Genomic DNA, 18172 nt, shown 5'->3' on the forward strand with positions numbered 1-18172 from the left:
GGGTAGGTGAGCAGAAGGCCGGTGAGCTCATGGCCCGAGGCCTTCATCTCGGCCTTGACCGTGGGGTTGCGAGCCAGCTCGGCCTCGGACACCAGCGACAGGAACGGCAGCATGAGCTGGTTGGCTGCGGGCACGGCGGAGTGCGCGTAGATCATGGTCTTGTCGGGATCGATACCGCAGGCAAGGTAGTCCATGACCATGTTGTACACGTTGTCCTGGATGTTATCGGTGCTGTCGCGGTCGGTGATGACCTGGTAGTCGGCGATGAGCACGTTGGTGTGCACGGCCATGTCCTGCAGCTCGACACGGCTCTTGAGCGTGCCGAAGTAGTGGCCGAGGTGCAGGCGGCCGGTGGGGCGGTCGCTGGTGAGCATGGTGTACTTCTCGGGGTGCTGCGGCAGGTCGGCGCGGATCTGGTTGCTGCGCTCGAGGCTGACCTCATAGCTGGGCTCGTTGGGCATGCTGTCTCCTTTTGGGTTGAGTGCCCGGCCGGCATTGTCGGTCTTGGTTGAAGATGAAGCTACCAGAGAAACGGCGTCTCTTGCCGGAATCAACGATGGTTTTCGCCTTGTCGTCCCGCAGGGTCGTTTCCCTTCTTGGGAAGGAGCCCCTCGATATGCTCGAGCCGCTCCTCATGGGCCACGTGCGCCGCGCGCTCCTCGGCGGCGAAAGCGTGGTCTTCGGGCGTGACGGTCTCATCTCGCTGAGTCTTGGGATTGTAGTGGTGACGCAGTACTGGCTCAAACAGGTGCAGGCGCGCGGCGAATAGCGCCGAGCACGCGAACAGCAAGAGGAAGATCACCACGCGGGCTCCCACGGGGACCTGGTTGATCACCATGGCGCCGAGGGAGAGCAGTAGACACCATGCGTAGATGAGCAGGACCGCCTGTCGCTGGTCGTAGCCCTCCTGGATCAGGCGATGGTGGATGTGGCCCTTGTCGGCCTCACCCATGTGGACCTTAATTACCCTGAGCACGTGGTGGGCATCCCCGCCGAGGAGATGAAGGCCAAGCTCGACGCACACGATCTTAAGCTCAACGGCACGGCTCTTCGCTTTCGCAGCGATTTTATCAATGGGGACCTGGGCAACCAGGATCCCGCGCTCGCTGGAGAGGCGCTTAAGCTCTGCTATGAGGCCTGCGATTACTGTCGCACCTGCGGCGGCGATACCGTGACGATCTGGCTCGGCCACGATGGCTTCGACTACAGCTTCCAGATCGACTACACCCACGTGTTTGACAACCTCGTTAAGGCGTTCCAGGCGGTCTGCGACTATGCGCCCGACCTGCATATCTTCATCGAGTACAAGCCCTATGAGGAGCGCAGCTACGCCTATATCGATACGATGGGCCTCACCGGCATGATCCTCAACGCGGCGGACCGCGAGAATCTGGGTGTCACGCTCGATTACTGTCACATGCTCATGAAGCACGAGAACCCCGCGATGGCTACCGATATCTTCGGCCGTGCCGGCAAGCTCTACGGCATTCACCTCAACGATGGTTACGGCGTGATGGACGACGGACTCATGATTGGCATGGCTACGCCTGTCAAGATGCTCGAAATGCTCTTCTATCTCAAGAAGTACGCCTTTGACCGCGCCGTCTACTTCGATACGTTCCCGATTATCGAGGATGCGGAAGGGGAGTGCGCTCATAACCTCGTTATGATGAAGCTTATGAATGACGCCCTGGAAAGCGTGGGCCAGGAAAAGATTCAGTCCGTGATCGATGCAAACGATGCGCTTGCAGCGGCCGCGCTCGTGCGCGAGCTCTTCTGCACGATGGGGGGTAATCATTATATGAAACGCGATTGGGAAGCTACTGCCAAGGGCATTCTTGCCGCCGTGGGCGGCCCCGAGAACATCTCGGGCATGACGCACTGCGCCACTCGTCTTCGCCTGAACCTACGCGACGATTCCAAGTGTGACGACGCGGCCGTCAAGGAGGTCGACGGCGTGGTCAACACCGTCAACTCGGCCGGCCAGTATCAAGTGCTGATCGGCACCGAGGTGCCCAAGCTCTATGAGAAGTTCGAGCCGCTCGTCAAGGGCTCGGGCGCCGAGGTCTCCACGAGCACCTCCTCCGATGAGGGTATCGTCTCCAGGATCTTCTCTGCTATCTCGGGCGTCTTTGCTCCGCTGCTGCCCGCCATGGCCGGCTCCGGTATCCTCCGTGGCCTGCTAATCCTTGCGGTTCAGCTTGGCCTTATCACCGAGGGCACGGGTACCTACACCATCCTCTACACCCTCTCGATGAGCGTGTTCTACTTCCTGCCGGTGCTTCTAGGCTTCTCCTCGGGCAAACGCTTCGGTGCGAGCCCGTACCTGTCGGCTCTGATCTGCGCCTGTTTGCTCTATCCCGATTTTATCGGCTTGATGGGCGATGCGGGCAACGGCGCCATGAGCGAGTTCTTCGGCATCCCCGTGGTGCTCATGAGCTACAACTCCACCGTTATCCCGGCCATCATCGCCATCTGGGTTTACTCGTTCCTCTATAAGTTCCTGGATGAGCATGTGCCCGAGACTCTCAGGCTCGTCGTGCTCCCCGCGGTCTCGCTGATCATCATGGTTCCCGCCACTATGCTCGTGATTGGTCCCTTGGGCGTCTATGCCGGCGAGGGCATTGCCTTCGTGGTCAACTGGCTCATCGCCTGCTCCAACGTACTTGCTGGCATCCTGGTGGGCGGCGGCTGGTCCGTGCTCGTCTCGATGGGTATTCACTGGGCCGTCAACCCTATCATGATCAACAACATCGCTTCCAACGGCTTCGACTACATTTGCCCGGCCACCTTTGCCTGCAACTTTGCCGTTATCGGCTGCGCCCTCGGCGTCTTCCTCAAGGCCCGCGACCAGAAGCTCAAGAGCTTTGCTATGACCGGCGCCGTGACCATCTGCCTCTCTGCCATCATCGAGCCCACGCTCTTTGGCATGCTCCTCAAGAATAAGAAGCTCTTCCTGGCTCAGATTATCGGCGGTGCCTGCGGTGGCGCGTTCCTCGGCGTTTTCAAGGTTGTCACCACTGCCTTTGTCTTTGGCTCCGTCACCACGTTCCCGGCCTTCGTCTCCTCCGATCCGATGAACTTCGCCTCCGCCATGATCGGTATGGTTATCTCGGCTGTTGTCGTCGGCGTGCTCGGCTACATCTTCACCGGTAAGGACGATCAGCTCGCCTAGTCTTGCTTTGAGGCCCCACACCATGTGTCCAAGGCTAAGACCGACTTCCATCTAATAAAGGGTCGCTGTTTATATCGCAGCGGCCCTTTTTTGCTTTTGATTGACATGATTGGAGTAAACTTTGAAAACAGATGAAAAGGACGGAACGCCGATGATTCCGTATGAGCGCATGAACTGATTCTCAATAAGCTTAAGGAGGTCGATCTGCTCAAGATCGACGAGCTCGCGGCCTTTATGCCCGATGTGTCGATGTCTACGCTTCGCCGTGACCTCAAAGAACTTGAGAAGCGGGGGAGCATCGAGTATCTGACCGGCGGCGCGGTTAAGTTGCATTCCGCGGCTCACGAGGCGAGCGTTTTTGAGAAGGGTGCGCAGCGGAGCAGCGAGAAGGACCTGATCGCGCGTTGTGCGGCGGCGGAGGTCGAGGACGGTGAGACGGTCTATGTCGACTCCGGTACCACCGCGATGGCGCTCCTGAGCCTGCTCGTCGACAAGCCGGTGACTATCTACACCACCAACGGCTATGCATGTTGGTTTACGGGCGAGCTTGCTGCTAAGGTGGTGGTAATTGGCGGCGACTTCAACCCCGTTACCTGCTCGCTCACCGGTCCTATGGTTGAGAGCGCGCTGCGCGAGCTGTACTTTGACCGAGCGTTTATAGGTGTCAACGCGGTGGACGAGGACCGCGGCATCATGACGCCAGGTTATCCCGAGGCTATCAAAAAACGTATCGTGATGCAGAATTCCCAGGCGAGTTACGTGCTCGCCGATAGCTCCAAGTTCCACGTGTTTTCAAATGTAAAGGTGTGCGACCTGGAGGGCTTTACTGTTATTTCCGACAAGCGCGACGCCAAAATCGGCGAACGCGTCAAAATGATCACGGCCTAGGACACTGGGGCATCGCATCTTGCCCTCAAGCCGTTGCCCACGTAACGAAGCGTGAGGCAAACGTGCGCCCCATTCCTGATTTGGGGACTAGCTTAGTTCGTCGGCTACTTGGTGCTCGTAGAAGGCTTCGACTACGGCGTTAAAGTCGCGGGCGAAGTCTTCCATGGTTCCGCGCCAGGTGGCGAGTCCCGGCTTTCCCTGGCCAACATAGGCAGTTTGGATACCGCAGGCGGGACTGGGGAAGTCGCGCTTGGGGTCGTTGCCTACCATAAGGACCTCGTGCGGCTCGAGCCCCATTGCCTGCAGCTGCTCGAGGTAATAGGTGGCATCGGGCTTGCAGCGGGTGGCATTTCCCATGTGCGTCACGAGCTCAAAGGGGGCGTCGGCCAGATCGCCCCAGCCCATACGGCACTCAATAGCCCCCTGGGGAAAGCTGGGGTTGGTGAAGAGCGCACAGCGCAGCCCTGCGTCCTGTACGGCCTGGAGTGCGGCGTGTGCGCCCGGCATGGCATGGGCGTTGATGAGTTCGTCATTCTTGTACGGAAGAACTTCGCGGTCGTAGTAGGTAAACGCCTCGTAGATAAGTGGGTCCGAGAGGCAAATGCCGCATCGGCGCTCGACCTCTTCTTGGTAAAACTCAAGATTGGTGCGATTGTCCGTGCTGCTGCGGCGATTGGCGTTGAGGTCGACCAGGATGGTGCCGAGGCGTGCCATCGTGCCACCGCGGCTGCGGCGCCCGATATCCGCGAGCATCGAAGAGACATCCTTAAAATATCGAAGGATGAACGCGTTGAGGTTGATGCTAAGAAGCGTTTCGTCCATATCGAAAACGACTGCTTTGAGCACGCGGGCACCTTTCTCGAAAAATCGATCTAGAATCGTTGGCTCCGGATACTTTACCCCAAAGCCGAATGCCTGGCTGGTTATCGTCAAGTTGCGGAGACGTGTGTTCATAAGATTACGAAAAAGTCTCCACACGAGTAAAAAATCGCAGTTCACGCTTGAAATCGAACTCATTTCCCCGTAACCTATACGAACGTGATTGCATAAGCGTCACATTAGTATCTGTCGGCTCCCGAGTGTTCCTAAACGTTGTGTGCTTGTCGCACCCTTCTGTAGGTCCTAGCAATCGGGGCCCCGTAGTTCGAAAGGGGTCCACCTTTGAGTGAGATTCAGAACTCGTCCATTTTCTCTCTTGACGATGTCAACGAGGAGGAGATGAACAACCTCATCGACGGTACGATTACCGACTTTGATGAGGGCGATCTCGTTAACGGCACTGTCGTTAAGATCGAGCATGACGAGGTGCTCGTTGACATCGGATTCAAGTCCGAGGGCGTTATCCCGGTCCGCGAGCTGTCCATCCGCAAGGACGCTAACCCTGCAGACATCGTTGCACTCGGTGATCCCATCGAGGCTCTGGTTCTCCAGAAGGAGGACAAGGACGGTCGTCTGGTCCTGTCCAAGAAGCGTGCCGAGTACGAGCGTGCTTGGAACCGCATCGAGGAGAAGTTCAACTCCGGCGAGAACGTCGAGGGCGAGGTTATCGAGGTTGTCAAGGGCGGCCTGATCCTCGACATCGGCCTGCGTGGCTTCCTGCCCGCTTCCCTCGTCGACCTCCGTCGCGTCAAGGACCTCACCTCCTACATGGGCACCCGCATCGAGGCCCGCGTCATCGAGATGGACCGCAACCGCAACAACGTTGTCCTCTCCCGTCGCGTCGTGCTCGAGGAGTCCCGTAAGGCCGAGCGCTCCGAGATCCTGTCCAAGCTCAAGTCTGGCATGCGTCTCCAGGGCACCGTTTCCTCCATCGTCGACTTCGGCGCCTTCGTCGACCTCGGCGGTATCGACGGCCTCATCCACATCTCCGAGCTCTCCTGGAACCACGTCAACCATCCTTCCGAGGTTGTCAAGGTCGGCCAGGAGGTCGAGGTCGAGGTTCTCGACGTCGACCTCAACCGCGAGCGCATCTCCCTGGGTCTCAAGCAGACCACCGAGGATCCGTGGCGCGCACTGGTCAAGAAGTACCCCGTCGGCGCTATCGTCGAGGGCACGGTGACCAAGCTTGTCCCGTTCGGCGCTTTCGTCGACCTGGGCGAGGGCATCGAGGGCCTGGTGCACATCTCCGAGATGGCCAACAAGCACGTGGACCAGCCTTCTCAGGTCACCCACGTTGGCGACAAGGTTCAGGTCAAGGTCATGGAGATCGACCTCGACCGTCGTCGTATCTCCCTGTCCATGAAGTCTGCTGCTGAGACTCTGGGCGTCGAGATCGAGGTTACCCCGCTGCCTTCCGAGAAGAAGGACGAGGAGACCGACGCCGAGTAAATCGGTTTGACGATCACTTGTTTTAAGGGATCCGTCCGTAATGGACGGGTCCCTTTTTGCATTTGGCACCGAGATGCGCAATGCTGCCGGGCTGTCCACAGGCTATTGGATTGTCGGTGCATGAAAAAAGCCGACATCCCGCCTCGGGGAGGAGGCGGGAACACACCGAGTAGACGGAGGGGTGCGGAGCGCGGTCGCGTCTCGACTGACGACGTTGCCCATCGACAGGATCATTGTAACGCATGGCGGTTCTTGGTTTATCGTGTCGAGCGTTTGCGTTGTGCCATTGCCTGCGGTAACGGTGTGTTACACTCTTGCACTGCTGAGTGGGCCAGACGGTCGCGCGATGTGCTGCTTGCAGTACGCGTGAGGAAAGTCCGGGCTCCAGAGGGCGGGATGCCGGCTAACGGCCGGGCGGAGTGATCCGACGGAAAGCGCCGCAGAAAAGAAGACTCCCACCTGCGCCGCAAGGCGTAAAGGGAAAAGCTGAAACGGTGGTGTAAGAGACCACCAGCGTCGTGGCAACATGGCGGCTTGGCAAGCCCCATCCGGAGCAAGCGCGAATAGGAACGCTATGGGCCGGCCCGGTCCGCGTTCGGGTAGCGTGCGTGGAGCTGCACGGTAACGTGCAGACAAGATAAATGACCGTTCACGACAGAACCCGGCTTATCGGCCCACTCGGCACTTTGTTGACGCTGCGAACCCGTCAGCGCGGCAATCTGCCTTTCAAGCCTTCGGGCATGACCATAAGGTCAATGCCCTCGGCTTTCAAGGCACCTTGCTCGCGCTGACGGGTTCTCGCTTTCGTTGACGGAATCATCGGCGTTGTCATTCTTTTTACTAGGGTTATCGTATTATTGAGGCTGTTTGTTGCTGCGCTTTATTTTGTTGAGGGTCTTTGTTGGACAGCTATTTTACTCTGCAATCGAATATTGAGGTTTCGGGCGAGTTTGTGGACCGCAAAAGCCGGTTTATTGCCCAGCTGGTCCATATTGAGTCCGAAGATGAGGCAAATGCCTTTATCGAGATGGTTCGCAAGCGTCATTACGATGCTCGGCACAATGTTCCCGCGTGGATTTTGGTCGATGGGCGCGAGCGTCAGAGCGATGACGGTGAGCCGAGCCGTACGAGCGGCATGCCGACGCTCGAGGTGCTGCGCGGCGTAGGACTCAAAAATGTTTGTTGCGTGGTGACGCGCTATTTTGGCGGCACGCTGCTGGGGCCCGGAGGCTTGGTACGCGCCTATACCGCGGCGACGCAGGCGGCGGTGGCCGCGGCTCAGGATGCCGGGCAGATCGTCGAGATGACGAGCGTCGTGCCCGTTGACGCGCATGTGGCCTATCCGCAGTATGAGCAGGTGCTTCGTTTGGCGCAGGATTGCGGTGCCAAGGTTTCGGACACCGATTACGCGGACGCTGTGACGATTCATTTGGTGTTTAAGGCGGGGGAGCAGGAACCGTTTTGCGCTAAGATGCGCGAGCTTATGGCGGGGCGCGAGCAGATTGAGGTCGGCGCCCCCGAATTTGCCGAGTTCTAACGACGAGGGCCGGCGTGCTTTTGGATGGATCCCAAGCGCGCCGGCCGTCGTTTTATGTCGCTGCCGTTTACTCGGCGAGCTGCTTTAGCACATCGCAGGCGATCTCGACCGCATCGTCGATGCAGCCGGGGCAGCTGCGCAGCGGTCCCTTATCCGATCCGATGCCCTTGAGCGTGCCGCAGATGGTCGTCGTGTTCTTCTCGCCAAAACGCTTGGCGACCTCGCGCGACAGCTTGTAGGTCTGGCCCTTGGTCTTGGGGTTTTCCATGCCGTCGCTCATCACGAAGCCCATGATGGCCACGGCGCCCGAGATGGCGCCGCAGGTTTCGGTCATGCCGCCCATGCCGGCGCCAAAGCCCTCGGTGAGAGTAAAGGCAATCTGGGGATCGAGGCCGACGGCTGGCGCGAGCGTACAGGCGACGGCCTGGGCACAGTTAAAGCCACGGGCGTGGTATTCGGCAGCCTGAGCCTGACAATCGGTGGTGTCGAGCTGGGTCGTATCGATGTGCTTCATCGTTGTCTCCTTGGTTGCGGTGTACCCGCCTATGGTACCCTTGCCGACGCATTCGTTCATCGAGAGCTTTGTGCATATCTCGCCGTTATTGTCGTACCAATACCTAAGTGTGGGGCAAATGAGCCCGATGTATCTGTCCAATAACCTACCTTGAGGATGGGTTGAGAGGGGTGCGGGGTAGCGGTATCGTGAACCGAATAAAAATGTAACCCAGGCAAGGGAGCTAAATATGAGTGAGCAGACCATCGGTACCACGTGTGTTCAGGGCGGTTATCGCCCGGGCGATGCGGAGCCGCGCCAGGTGCCCATCTATCAGTCCACCACGTGGAAGTACGACACGTCCGAGCATATGGGCAAGCTGTTTGACTTGGAGGAGTCGGGCTACTTCTACAGCCGCCTGCAGAATCCCACGTGCGACCTGGTTGCCGCCAAGATCTGCGAGATGGAGGGCGGTGCCGCGGCGATGCTCACGAGCTCGGGCATGGCTGCGAACTTCCTGGCGATCTTTAATGTGGCCGGTGCCGGCGATCACGTGGTCGCAAGCTCCGCTATCTACGGCGGTACCTACAACCTGCTCGCCCACACCATGGGCCGCATGGGCGTTACCTGCACGTTCGTTGCCCCCGACTGCACCGATGAGGAGCTCGAGGCAGCCTTTGAGCCCAACACCAAGCTCGTCTTTGGTGAGACCATCGCCAACCCCGCCCTTGCCGTGCTCGATATCGAGCGCTTTGCCAAGGCCGCGCATGACCACGGTGTGCCGCTGATGGTCGACAACACCTTCCCGACGCCCGTGATGTGCCGTCCCTTTGAGTGGGGCGCCGACATCGTTACGCACTCCACCACCAAGTATATGGATGGCCATGCGGCCTACCTGGGCGGCGTGATCGTCGACCACGGCCAGTTTGACTGGATGGCCCATGCGGACAAGTTCCCGGGTCTCACCACACCCGACGAGAGCTATCACGGCGTGACCTATGCCGAGAAGTTCGGCCGCGAGGGCGCCTTCATTACCAAGGCCACCGCACAGCTCATGCGCGATCTTGGCCCCATGCAGAACCCGCAGGCGGCATTTTTCCTGAACAGCTCGCTCGAGAGCCTGCATGTGCGCATGCCGCGTCATTGCGAGAACGGCCTGGCGGTCGCCAAGTTCCTGCAGAGCCATCCCAAGGTGCGCTTTGTGAGCTATCCGGGCCTGGAGGGCGACAAGTACTATGACATGGCTCAAAAGTACATGCCCAACGGTACGTGCGGCGTCGTGAGCTTTGGCTTTAACGGTGGTCGCGCGGCGGCCGAGACCTTTATGAAGAGTCTTAAGCTCGCCCAGATCGCCACGCATGTCGCGGATGCCCGCACCTGCTGCCTGCATCCTGCTAACGCCACGCACCGCCAGATGAACGACGAGGAGCTCATCGCCTGCGGCATCTCGGCCGACATGGTGCGCCTATCGTGCGGCCTCGAGGACACGGCCGATCTGATTGCCGACCTTGAGCAGGCGCTCGAGCAGTGCTAGGCTAGCTTTCGTACAAGGCGCTGATTCCGATAGATTGTCTCGGCGACCTTTAGTTCCGATTCCGTAGGCGGGACCCCAATCGCGATTGTCTATAGGCGATTGGGGCCCCGTTTTTGCGTTATGCCACTCGAAAGGATGGATATGGAGAAAACCGCAGAGCAGCTGCGCCGCGAGCGCATTGCCCTTGAGGGCGACACCCATGGCAAGAACAAATGGGCAATCTTGTTTACGGTGCTCATTATGACGTTTATGGCGTGTCTGGATTCGACCGTCGTGACCGTGGCGTTGCCCGTGATGCAAAAGGAGCTGGGTGTGGGCCTCGATCGCATTCAGCTGGTGAGCTCGGTGTATCTGCTTTCGACGTGCGTGGCCATGCTGCCGTTTGGTCGTTTGGGCGATGTGCGCGGCAAGGTGGGCGTGTTCCAGCTGGGTGTTATCGTCTTTACGGTTGGCTCGCTGCTGTGTGGCCTGTCGGCCTCGCTCGAGGTTCTTATTCTGGCGCGCATTGTTCAGGGTGTTGGTTGCGCGGCGGCCATGGCAAACAATATGGGCATCATCACCGAGTCGTTTCCGGCGCGCGAGCGCGGTCGTGCCATGGGCATTCTCGCGACCTTCGTGGCCCTCGGTATGATGTGCGGCCCCGTGCTCGGAGGCATGCTGGTGGCAAGTTTTCCTTGGGAGAGCATCTTCCTCATCAACCTGCCTATTGGCGTTATCTCGTTCATCGTGGGGCTCTACACGTTGCCGCATGTTAAGCCCGAGGCGGGCGAGCGTCCCATGCCCCTTTCGGAGGCTGCGCGTCGCTGCTTTGCAAATTCGGCCTTCACCATCAACCTTGCCTGCATGCTCATCGTGTTCGTTGGTATCGGTGCATCCGAGTTTATCCTGCCGTTCTATTTTCAGGACGCCCACGGCTTTGGTTCCGACATTTCCGGATTGCTCTTTTTGGCGCTGCCGATGGTGAATGCCTTTATCGGCCCGCTTTCGGGTACGGTTTCGGACCGCGTTGGCTGCGAGGGCCCCACGGCGGTGGGCCTGGGTGTGTACGTGTGCGGTCTTTTTGCGGTAAGCACGCTCGACGAGCACTCTTCCATCCCTGTGATCGTGTGCTGTGTCGCGTTTATGTCGTGCGGAACGTCGATTTTTCAGAGCCCCAATAACTCGCTGTACATGGGCTCGGCTCCGCGCGAAGCGCTCGGCTTTGCTGGCAGCCTGGGTAGCCTGGCGCGCTATGCGGGTATGGCAGTGGGCATTACGGTGGCGTCGAATATCCTGTATGGGCAGATGAGCGTGGCGATGGGCGAGGCCGTGACCAGTTTTGTTGCAGGCCGTCCGGATGTGTTCCTGTTTGGTTTTCGTTCGGTGTTCTATGTGTTGATGGCCGTGGCAGCCGTGGGCTTTGTCCTCTCGATGGTTCGTTTGGTGAGGATGCGCGCCCGCCATTAGCGTGTTGGGAGGCTGCCTGCCACGTATTCGCGCCGTCTCAAAAAACTGGTTTGTGGTGCGATGCGGCTTGTGGGACGGGCGGGGGTCGGTCCGTGGTAGACTATCGAACAACGTTTATTAATCGCGCGGTATCGTTGCCGCGAGAAGGGGTTGCGCCATGCAGGAGCTTGAGGATCGTATTCGCCATGACGGCATCGTAAAGGCCGGTAACGTCCTTAAGGTTGATGCCTTCCTCAACCACCAGTGCGACGTTGAGCTGTTCGATCACATGGGCGCTGAGTGGGCCCGTCTGTTCGAGGGCGTCGAGATCAACAAGATCCTGACGATCGAGGCTTCGGGCATTGGCATGGCCTGCATTGCAGCTCAGCATTTTGGCGGCGTGCCGGTGGTCTTTGCCAAGAAGGCCCAGTCCATTAACCTCGACGGCGAGCAGTACGCTACGACCATCTACTCCTTTACCAAGCAGAAGGAGTACCCCGTCATCGTGGGCAAGCGCTTCCTTTCCGAGGGCGATAAGGTCCTGATTATCGACGACTTCTTGGCCAACGGCTGTGCGCTCGAGGGTCTTATCAAGATCTGCGAGGCTGCGGGTGCCGAGGTGTCCGGCATTGGCATTGCGGTGGAGAAGGGCTTCCAGGGCGGTGGCGATAAGCTCCGCGAGCGCGGCTTTCGCGTTGAGAGCCTGGCCCGTATCGCCGATATGGACTGCGATAACGGCGAGATCACCTTCGCCTAAGCGCGCAACACAAGCGATTGGTATGCGATGTGACAAAGGGACTTTCCCTTTGTCACATTTTTTGTATGAGGGGAGGTGTTGATATGGATGAGAACAAGATGGGGTGGCGCGAGTATGCGCGCTATGCCGAGGTGTCGGCCGAGGAGCTGGCGCGTGATTGCGAGGTCCAGGTGTTTCGCGCGACGGGTCCGGGCGGCCAGGGCGTGAACACGACGGACTCGGCGGTGCGCATGAAGCATATCCCTTCGGGGATTACCGTGACGGCGCGCGAGAGCCGCAGCCAGTTCCAGAATCGCGCGAGCTGCCTGCGCAAACTACGCGCCGAGCTCGAGCGTCGCGGGCGTCCACCGCGCCGACGCGTAAAGACCAAGGTGCCCCAGCGCTCCCGCCAGCGCAGGCTCAACGACAAGCACTTCAACGCCATCAAAAAGGCCAACCGCCGCAAGCCGGGCAGCGACGAGTAGTCGAGTGCTCCACTGGCCTTGCTAGCGGGCGGGGTGCCAAACTTGGAGGGCGCTGCCGAGGACGTCAACCTCGATGCGCGAGGCGACAATGGGCTCGCCGTCGGCCTGGATGGGGTAATCGGGCTGCTCGAAGGTGAGCTCGGCATGGCGGCAGCGGCGCATACGAACCGGCGGCAACTTGGTGTGGTGGCCGTCCTTGGCCGAAAGAAACATAGGCAGGGCAACGGCGCGGGGGACGGGGCCGCAGGCGTAGCAGACGTCGAGGATGCCGTCGCAGGGGTCGGCATCGGGGCAGATGCGATAGCCCGAGCCATAGGTGGGGCCCAGCTGAATCGCCATGATGATCGCCCTCACGCGCTCGGCGGGCGCGCCGTCAAAGCTGACTGTCATGGGGTAGTTGCGATAGCGCAGACCAAACTGCTCAAGTCCCGAGAGGGTGTAGAGCGGCGCGCCTGTCAAGCCGGTCTTTTTGCGCAGCTCGGTGGTGCCAAGGCCGATGGCGGCATCGATGCCGACCGAAAGCGTCTGGTCGTAGTACTCAACGGTAGCATCGCCGCTGCCGCTCGCAGGGTTCCACGAGCGAATGCGCCCGATGTCCTGATGCTGCAGCTCGCAGGTGAGCAGCGCGCCAAAATCCTTGCCGGAGAAATCGTCGATACCGAGCGTCTGGGCAAAATCGTTGCCGGAGCCCACGGGCAGGACGGCAAGAGCGGGGCGGGCGTCCTGCTCTTGCGTCATAAGCCCGTTGACGACCTCGTGAATCACGCCGTCGCCGCCAAGAGCGATAACGGTGCGATAGCCCTGAGCCTGCGCGGCCAGCTCCTTGGCGTGTCCCATACGCTCGGTCAGCACCAGGTCAAACTGGGATGCGCGTGCAGTCATGTCCAAAAAGCGTTGCAGGCGCTCGGCAACTTCGCGTGCCGCGCCCGACTGGGCGGCTGGGTTGGCGATGATGAGCGTGCGACCAAAATCAGTTGCGTGCATGGGGCGACTCCCGGCGTGTGACATGATAGTGCGGTCGCGCTCAGGTCGAATTACCCCCGATTGTGGCTGCACGGCGATTATTACATCTACTCTATCAGGTCGTTGTGGCGCTCGATAGCATCCGCTACCGTACCTCCCTCATCCACAATAAGCGAGCGGCGCTTGGGTGAGATGATGCGCTGGGCGGGGTACACGCCGCGGTGTCCGCCGGTTAGGTAGCTGATAAAGGCCACGATGACAAAGAACCCGGCGGCCGTGCCGTGGAACAGGTCGATGGCCATCATGCAGGTGGTGATGGGCACGTTGAGGCCGGCGCAGAACACGCCGAGCATGCCGAGAGCCGCCAGAAAACTGGGGTCAAGCCCGGTAAGGCAACCGATCCAGCCACCGAGTGCCGCACCGATGCCAAACAGGGGCGTGACCTCGCCGCCTTGGAAGCCCGCGCCCAGGGTAAGCGCTGTGACGACCAACTTGATGGCTGCGTCCGCCAGGGTGGTGTTGCCTGCAAATCCGGCGCCGGAAAGCCATGTGGAAAGGCCGGCGTAGTCCCAGGCGTCAAGGAGGGCATAGGCGGCCAAAACCACGAGTGCGCCCACGAGTGCGCGAGTAAGGTAATTGGTGATAAAGCGACCGTAAAGGCTTTTGACGGTTCGAACCGACCAGGCAAAGAGGCGTGCCGTCAGACCGAAGATAATTGCGCTGATAACAACGATGACAACCGTCCGTGGTGTCATGTTGGGAACGCTGGCGATGACATTCGCCTCGTACTCGGTTCCCAAGGCAAGTGACGTAAAGTAGCCGGTAAACGAGGCGACCAGGCAGTAGATGCCCGCGGTGTAGTCGATCTTGCCGATAAAGCACATCTCCATGCCAAAGAAAGCTCCAGCAAGGGGCGAGCCGAATACGGCGCCAAAGGCCGACGAGATGCCGGCGAGCATGAGGTCGTGGTGGTCATGTTTTTTGAGGTGGGCGAGGCTCGAGATGTTGCTGGCGATGGTCCCGCCAATCTGCACCGCGGCCCCCTCGCGACCGGCCGATCCGCCCGTTAGGTGCGTGAGCGTGGAGCAGACGAAGGTGAGGACGGCCATGCGCATATGGATGAGGCGTGTGCCCAGAGCGGAGTCGATGACCAGGTTGTTACCGCGTTTGGCGGCAAGACCGTGATTTTTGTACACCCATGCGGTGGCAACGCCCACAACGGGAAGCAGCGCGTAAATCCACGCATGGTGCTCGCGATAGTCGGTCGCGATATTCAACGAGGCCAAAAACGCCCAAGCGGCAACGCCCATGGCGAGCGAGACGATGACGACGAGTACGAGCAACTTAGCGCTCGCTAGTAGGTTGCGGGCGTTGCGGCGCGTGTCGGCAGCCAAGAGATGCTCGGAGCGGGTAAGTTGATGCCTGCCTGCCGTGATGACGTCATTAAGGGAGAAAAATCCGCCGTCGTCGAGCGGCTGGGAATGATTCTGCGCTTCGTTTGCGCTTTCGGGTTTGTCGTTATGAGCCATACGTTCCTCTTTTGGGTTGCAACACGAGCATTATAAAACGCGGTAAACGCGACGAGCCGGTGGGTTGGTTTCCATTCTGTTTCGCGGCCTGCAACCGACAGGTGTATTTGCGGGTACAGGCCGAGTCACGGTCGTGCGTCGGGGGGATTATACTGAGACAAGCATAATGAATCGGCGCCCTTGTTGTGCGCCGTGGCATTAAGAGGTGCATATGGCAGAGAAACTCATACCGCTGGAGGATGCGCAATCGATTGTTTTGTCGCACGTTGCTCCGACGGATCTCATCGAGATTCCCGTGTGGCAGGCCGCCGGTCTTCCCTTGGCCGAGGACGCGGTGGCCGATATCGACATCTCGCCGTTTGCCAACAGCGCTATGGACGGATATGCCGTGCGCTCGGCGGACTTGGCGCAGGCGTCTGACGAGGCGCCGGTGACGCTCGACGTTATCGGACACGAGGCCGCGGGCCATGTGTTTGAGGACACAATCGGCGCGGGCGAGACGGTCCGCATCATGACGGGCGCGCCGGTACCCGAAGGTGCCGATGCCGTGGTGAAGTACGAGATCGTCGACGTACTCGATGGCGACGGCAACGAGGGCTCGCGCGTTCGCTTCTCGGCGCCTGCCAAGGTAGGGGAGAACGTTCGCTCTGCCGCCGAGGAGGCCCATGCCGGCGATGTCGTGATGCGCGCTGGCGAGGTCGTGGCTCCGGCGGGCGCCGGCTTGTTGGCGAGCGCCGGTTATGCGAGCGTGAAGGTGCATGCCGCGCCGCGTGTGGGCATTATCTCGCTGGGCACGGAGCTGGTCGCGCCGGGTGAGCTGCCGGCGCGCGGGCAGATTCGCGACTCCAATTCGTCGGCGTTGATGGCCGAAGCGCTCGATGCAGGAGCCGAGCCCGTGTTCTACGGCATTGCGCCCGATGATGAGCAGGCGATTGCCGAGCTGGTGCATCGTGCCGTGCAGGAGTGCGATTTTGTCATTACGAGCGGTGGCGCCTCGGCAGGCGACTACGACTACGTGACGGCGCTCGTCCGGCGCGAGGGTGAGGTGCTGTTCGATCGCATCTCGATGCGTCCGGGCAAGGCCATCACGTTTGGCTTGCTTGGGGGTAAGCCCTACCTGGGACTTTCAGGCAATCCGGCCGCGGCGTATGTAGGCTTTGAGATGCTTGCGCGTCCGGCGATTCGCAAGATGCGCGGCTTTGCCGAGGGCGTGCGTCCCGTGCAGCAGGCGACGCTCACGCACGGCGTGAAAAAGCGACAGCATCGCCGCTTCTTCGATCGCGCCACGGTTTTGCGCGACCCCGAGACCGGTGAGCTGTTGGTGACCGAGGCCAAGACACAGAATTCGGCGCTGCTCGGCACAATGCAGCGGGCTAACTGCCTGCTGCGTATTGACGAAGGACCGTGCGACCTCAAGGCGGGCGATGTCGTGGATGTCGTGCGAGTCGACCTGCCTGAGGGCACGGTGCTATAGGAGGAATGTTATGGAGCTAAAGATTTCGATCGTGACGTGCTCGGATACGCGCGACCTTGCCCAGGACGAGGCGGGTGCCGCACTCGAGGAGCTTATCGAGGCGCAGGGATGGACGGTCGCCTCGCATGTGGTCGTGCGCGACGACGTCAGCGAGATCGGTGATGCCATTGTGGAAGCCGCCGATGAGTGCCACGCCAATGTCGTGCTCACCTGCGGCGGCACGGGGCTTTCGATGCGCGATGTGACGCCCGAGGCGACGCGTACCGTCTGCGATCGCGATGTGCCGGGTATTGCCGAGGCGATCCGTGCGTACTCCATGACCAAGACGCGCCGCGCCATGCTCTCGCGCGCCGTGTGCATGCAGCGTGGGTATACGCTTGTCATCAACTTTCCGGGATCCACGAAAGCGGCCCGCGAAAGCTGGGAGGCCGTGAGCGACCAGCTGGAGCATGCGGCCCAGATGACGGCGGGCGGCGGGCACACCAAATAAGCGCACTACCTGCGGCGGAGCGACCTTGCGAGTCGCTCCGCCTTTTTATGCATCGACAGCGCGGGCCGTCTCGTGGTTATTGGTAAAAGAAAATTATCAGGCGAGAAATCTTTATCACTGATATTATTCGCACGAAAGTATAATCTAATTACAGAATAAAGCCTGCGGTGGGGTACCCGGGCACAAGGTCCGAAAGGGTTGAACATGTTCGATATGGTTTCTCGCCGCGGATTCGTCTCACTCTCCGCTGTCGCCGCTGCCGGCCTTGGCCTTGCCGGCTGCTCCGGCAACAAGGAGCCTGAGTCGACCGGTTCCGATGCCGGCTCCGCCAAGATTTCGTCCAAGAAGGCTGTCGAGCTGCAGGTCTTTGCCGCCAACTCGCTCGAGAAGGCTCTGCCCGAGGTTCAGGAGCTCTACACCGACCAGACCGGTACCACCTTTGCCGACACGCAGTTTAAGGCGTCCGGCGACCTTGTCGAGCAGATGCGCGCCGGCGCCACGGTCGACGTGCTCATCACAGCCTCCAAGGGCACCATGGACGACGCCGAGGCCGCCGAGCTCGTCGACGCCGACACGCGTGAGGATATGTTCGTCAACGATCTTGTGGTCATTCGCGCCGAGGGCTCCGACACCAAGGTCGAGGCCATCGCCGACATCGCGAGCCTGGACGGCAAGATCGCCATCGGCGACGCCAAGACCGTTCCTGCCGGCAAGTACGCCAATCAGGCACTGGCCTCCGCGGGCCTCTACACCGGTGCCGAGGGTGACGATGGCGAGTACGCACCCGAGATCGCCGACAAGGTCGCACTGGCCGACAAAGTTGGTACCGCCGCCGCCTATGTGTCTACGGGCGACTGCGTGGCCGGTTTTGTCTACAGCTCCGATATCTTCCGCTATGACGGCATCGAGGAGGCCTTCGTGTGCCCCGAGGATTCGCACAAGCCCATCGTGTACCCGGGCGCCGTTGCCGAGAGCTCCGAGCACGCCGACGAGGCCAAGGCATTTATCGACTTCTGTCTGACCAACAAGAAGGCTCAGAAGATTTGGGCTAAGTACGGCTTTGAGCTTTCCGAGTAGTGCGGCTTGGCGCGATAATTCCATCGTTTTGTGTCTCA

At 60.2% G+C, this 18172-nt stretch carries 16 protein-coding genes, 1 other RNA gene and 1 pseudogene; 12 read left to right on the forward strand and 6 right to left on the reverse strand.

The genetic code is table 11. The features are described from left to right. Both DW850_RS05355 and DW850_RS05360 read right to left on the reverse strand, forming a co-directional pair. Positions 1-461: pseudogene (locus DW850_RS05355) on the reverse strand (tryptophan--tRNA ligase); the annotation flags it as partial. Positions 462-550: 89 nt separating this feature from the next. Next, the gene (locus tag DW850_RS05360) at positions 551-952 is read right to left on the reverse strand and encodes a hypothetical protein (protein WP_233539156.1); all 402 of its coding nucleotides are present in this window, start codon (positions 950-952) and stop codon (positions 551-553) included. On the opposite strand from DW850_RS05360, the gene DW850_RS10280 reads away from it, so the two are divergent. Then, positions 929-3175: a PTS transporter subunit EIIC gene (locus tag DW850_RS10280; RefSeq protein WP_233540624.1), complete on the forward strand. Its 2247-nt coding sequence runs from the start codon at positions 929-931 to the stop codon at positions 3173-3175. The genes DW850_RS05360 and DW850_RS10280 overlap by 24 nt on opposite strands. A gap of 213 nt (positions 3176-3388) precedes the next feature. Further along, on the forward strand, positions 3389-4063 hold the full coding sequence (locus DW850_RS05375) for a DeoR/GlpR family DNA-binding transcription regulator (protein ID WP_233539157.1): 675 nt from the start codon (positions 3389-3391) through the stop codon (positions 4061-4063). 87 nt (positions 4064-4150) lie between these two features. Here DW850_RS05375 and DW850_RS05380 read toward each other — a convergent pair whose 3' ends face one another. Next, a complete protein-coding gene (locus tag DW850_RS05380; RefSeq protein ID WP_117786459.1) occupies positions 4151-4909 on the reverse strand; it encodes an HAD family hydrolase in 759 nt (252 codons plus the stop codon). A gap of 315 nt (positions 4910-5224) precedes the next feature. On the opposite strand from DW850_RS05380, the gene rpsA reads away from it, so the two are divergent. From rpsA to DW850_RS05395, 3 genes are all read left to right on the forward strand, one after another. Continuing rightward, on the forward strand, positions 5225-6391 hold the full coding sequence (gene rpsA, locus DW850_RS05385; RefSeq protein ID WP_022095232.1) for a 30S ribosomal protein S1: 1167 nt from the start codon (positions 5225-5227) through the stop codon (positions 6389-6391). Positions 6392-6714: 323 nt separating this feature from the next. After that, positions 6715-7076, forward strand: an RNA gene (gene rnpB / locus DW850_RS05390) — RNase P RNA component class A. Positions 7077-7289: 213 nt separating this feature from the next. Beyond that, a complete protein-coding gene (locus tag DW850_RS05395; RefSeq protein WP_199575579.1) occupies positions 7290-7928 on the forward strand; it encodes a YigZ family protein in 639 nt (212 codons plus the stop codon). 67 nt (positions 7929-7995) lie between these two features. Here the strand turns inward: DW850_RS05395 and DW850_RS05400 are convergent, their stop codons facing one another. After that, a complete protein-coding gene (locus DW850_RS05400; protein ID WP_117786461.1) occupies positions 7996-8442 on the reverse strand; it encodes a C-GCAxxG-C-C family protein in 447 nt (148 codons plus the stop codon). Positions 8443-8671: 229 nt separating this feature from the next. On the opposite strand from DW850_RS05400, the gene DW850_RS05405 reads away from it, so the two are divergent. The 4 genes from DW850_RS05405 (at position 8672) to DW850_RS05420 (ending at position 12601) form a co-directional block, all read left to right on the forward strand. Next, positions 8672-9955 carry an O-acetylhomoserine aminocarboxypropyltransferase/cysteine synthase family protein gene (locus DW850_RS05405; protein WP_117786462.1) on the forward strand — a complete coding sequence of 428 codons (1284 nt, stop codon included), beginning with the start codon at positions 8672-8674 and terminating at the stop codon, positions 9953-9955. Between the two features lie 141 nt (positions 9956-10096). Then, complete coding sequence (locus DW850_RS05410) at positions 10097-11401, forward strand: MFS transporter (RefSeq protein WP_117786463.1); 1305 nt, start codon at positions 10097-10099, stop codon at positions 11399-11401. Positions 11402-11558: 157 nt separating this feature from the next. Next, entirely contained in the window at positions 11559-12137 is a 579-nt protein-coding gene (locus DW850_RS05415) for a xanthine phosphoribosyltransferase (protein WP_117786464.1), read from the forward strand. Between the two features lie 83 nt (positions 12138-12220). Then, positions 12221-12601: a peptide chain release factor-like protein gene (locus DW850_RS05420; protein WP_369832413.1), complete on the forward strand. Its 381-nt coding sequence runs from the start codon at positions 12221-12223 to the stop codon at positions 12599-12601. Positions 12602-12622: 21 nt separating this feature from the next. On the opposite strand, the gene DW850_RS05425 is transcribed toward DW850_RS05420, so the two are convergent. Together DW850_RS05425 and DW850_RS05430 are read right to left on the reverse strand one after the other, a co-directional pair. After that, positions 12623-13585, reverse strand: coding sequence for a diacylglycerol kinase family protein (locus DW850_RS05425; protein WP_117786465.1), 963 nt, complete (start codon positions 13583-13585; stop codon positions 12623-12625). A gap of 86 nt (positions 13586-13671) precedes the next feature. Then, the gene (locus tag DW850_RS05430; protein WP_199575590.1) at positions 13672-15093 is read right to left on the reverse strand and encodes a chloride channel protein; all 1422 of its coding nucleotides are present in this window, start codon (positions 15091-15093) and stop codon (positions 13672-13674) included. Positions 15094-15304: 211 nt separating this feature from the next. Here DW850_RS05430 and glp point away from each other — a divergent pair, with 211 nt between their 5' ends. From glp to modA, 3 genes are all read left to right on the forward strand, one after another. Further along, positions 15305-16567, forward strand: a complete 1263-nt coding sequence (glp, locus tag DW850_RS05435; RefSeq protein WP_117786466.1) for a gephyrin-like molybdotransferase Glp — start codon at positions 15305-15307, stop codon at positions 16565-16567. A 10-nt stretch (positions 16568-16577) separates the two neighbouring features. Next, positions 16578-17057, forward strand: coding sequence for a molybdenum cofactor biosynthesis protein B (locus tag DW850_RS05440; RefSeq protein ID WP_117786467.1), 480 nt, complete (start codon positions 16578-16580; stop codon positions 17055-17057). A 204-nt stretch (positions 17058-17261) separates the two neighbouring features. Continuing rightward, positions 17262-18134 (forward strand): molybdate ABC transporter substrate-binding protein, encoded by an 873-nt coding sequence (gene modA / locus DW850_RS05445; RefSeq protein WP_117786468.1) that lies wholly within the window; start codon positions 17262-17264, stop codon positions 18132-18134. Positions 18135-18172 lie beyond the last annotated feature (38 nt).

The organism is Collinsella sp. AM36-4AA (assembly GCF_003467795.1).
Taxonomy (GTDB): Bacteria; Actinomycetota; Coriobacteriia; order Coriobacteriales; family Coriobacteriaceae; genus Collinsella.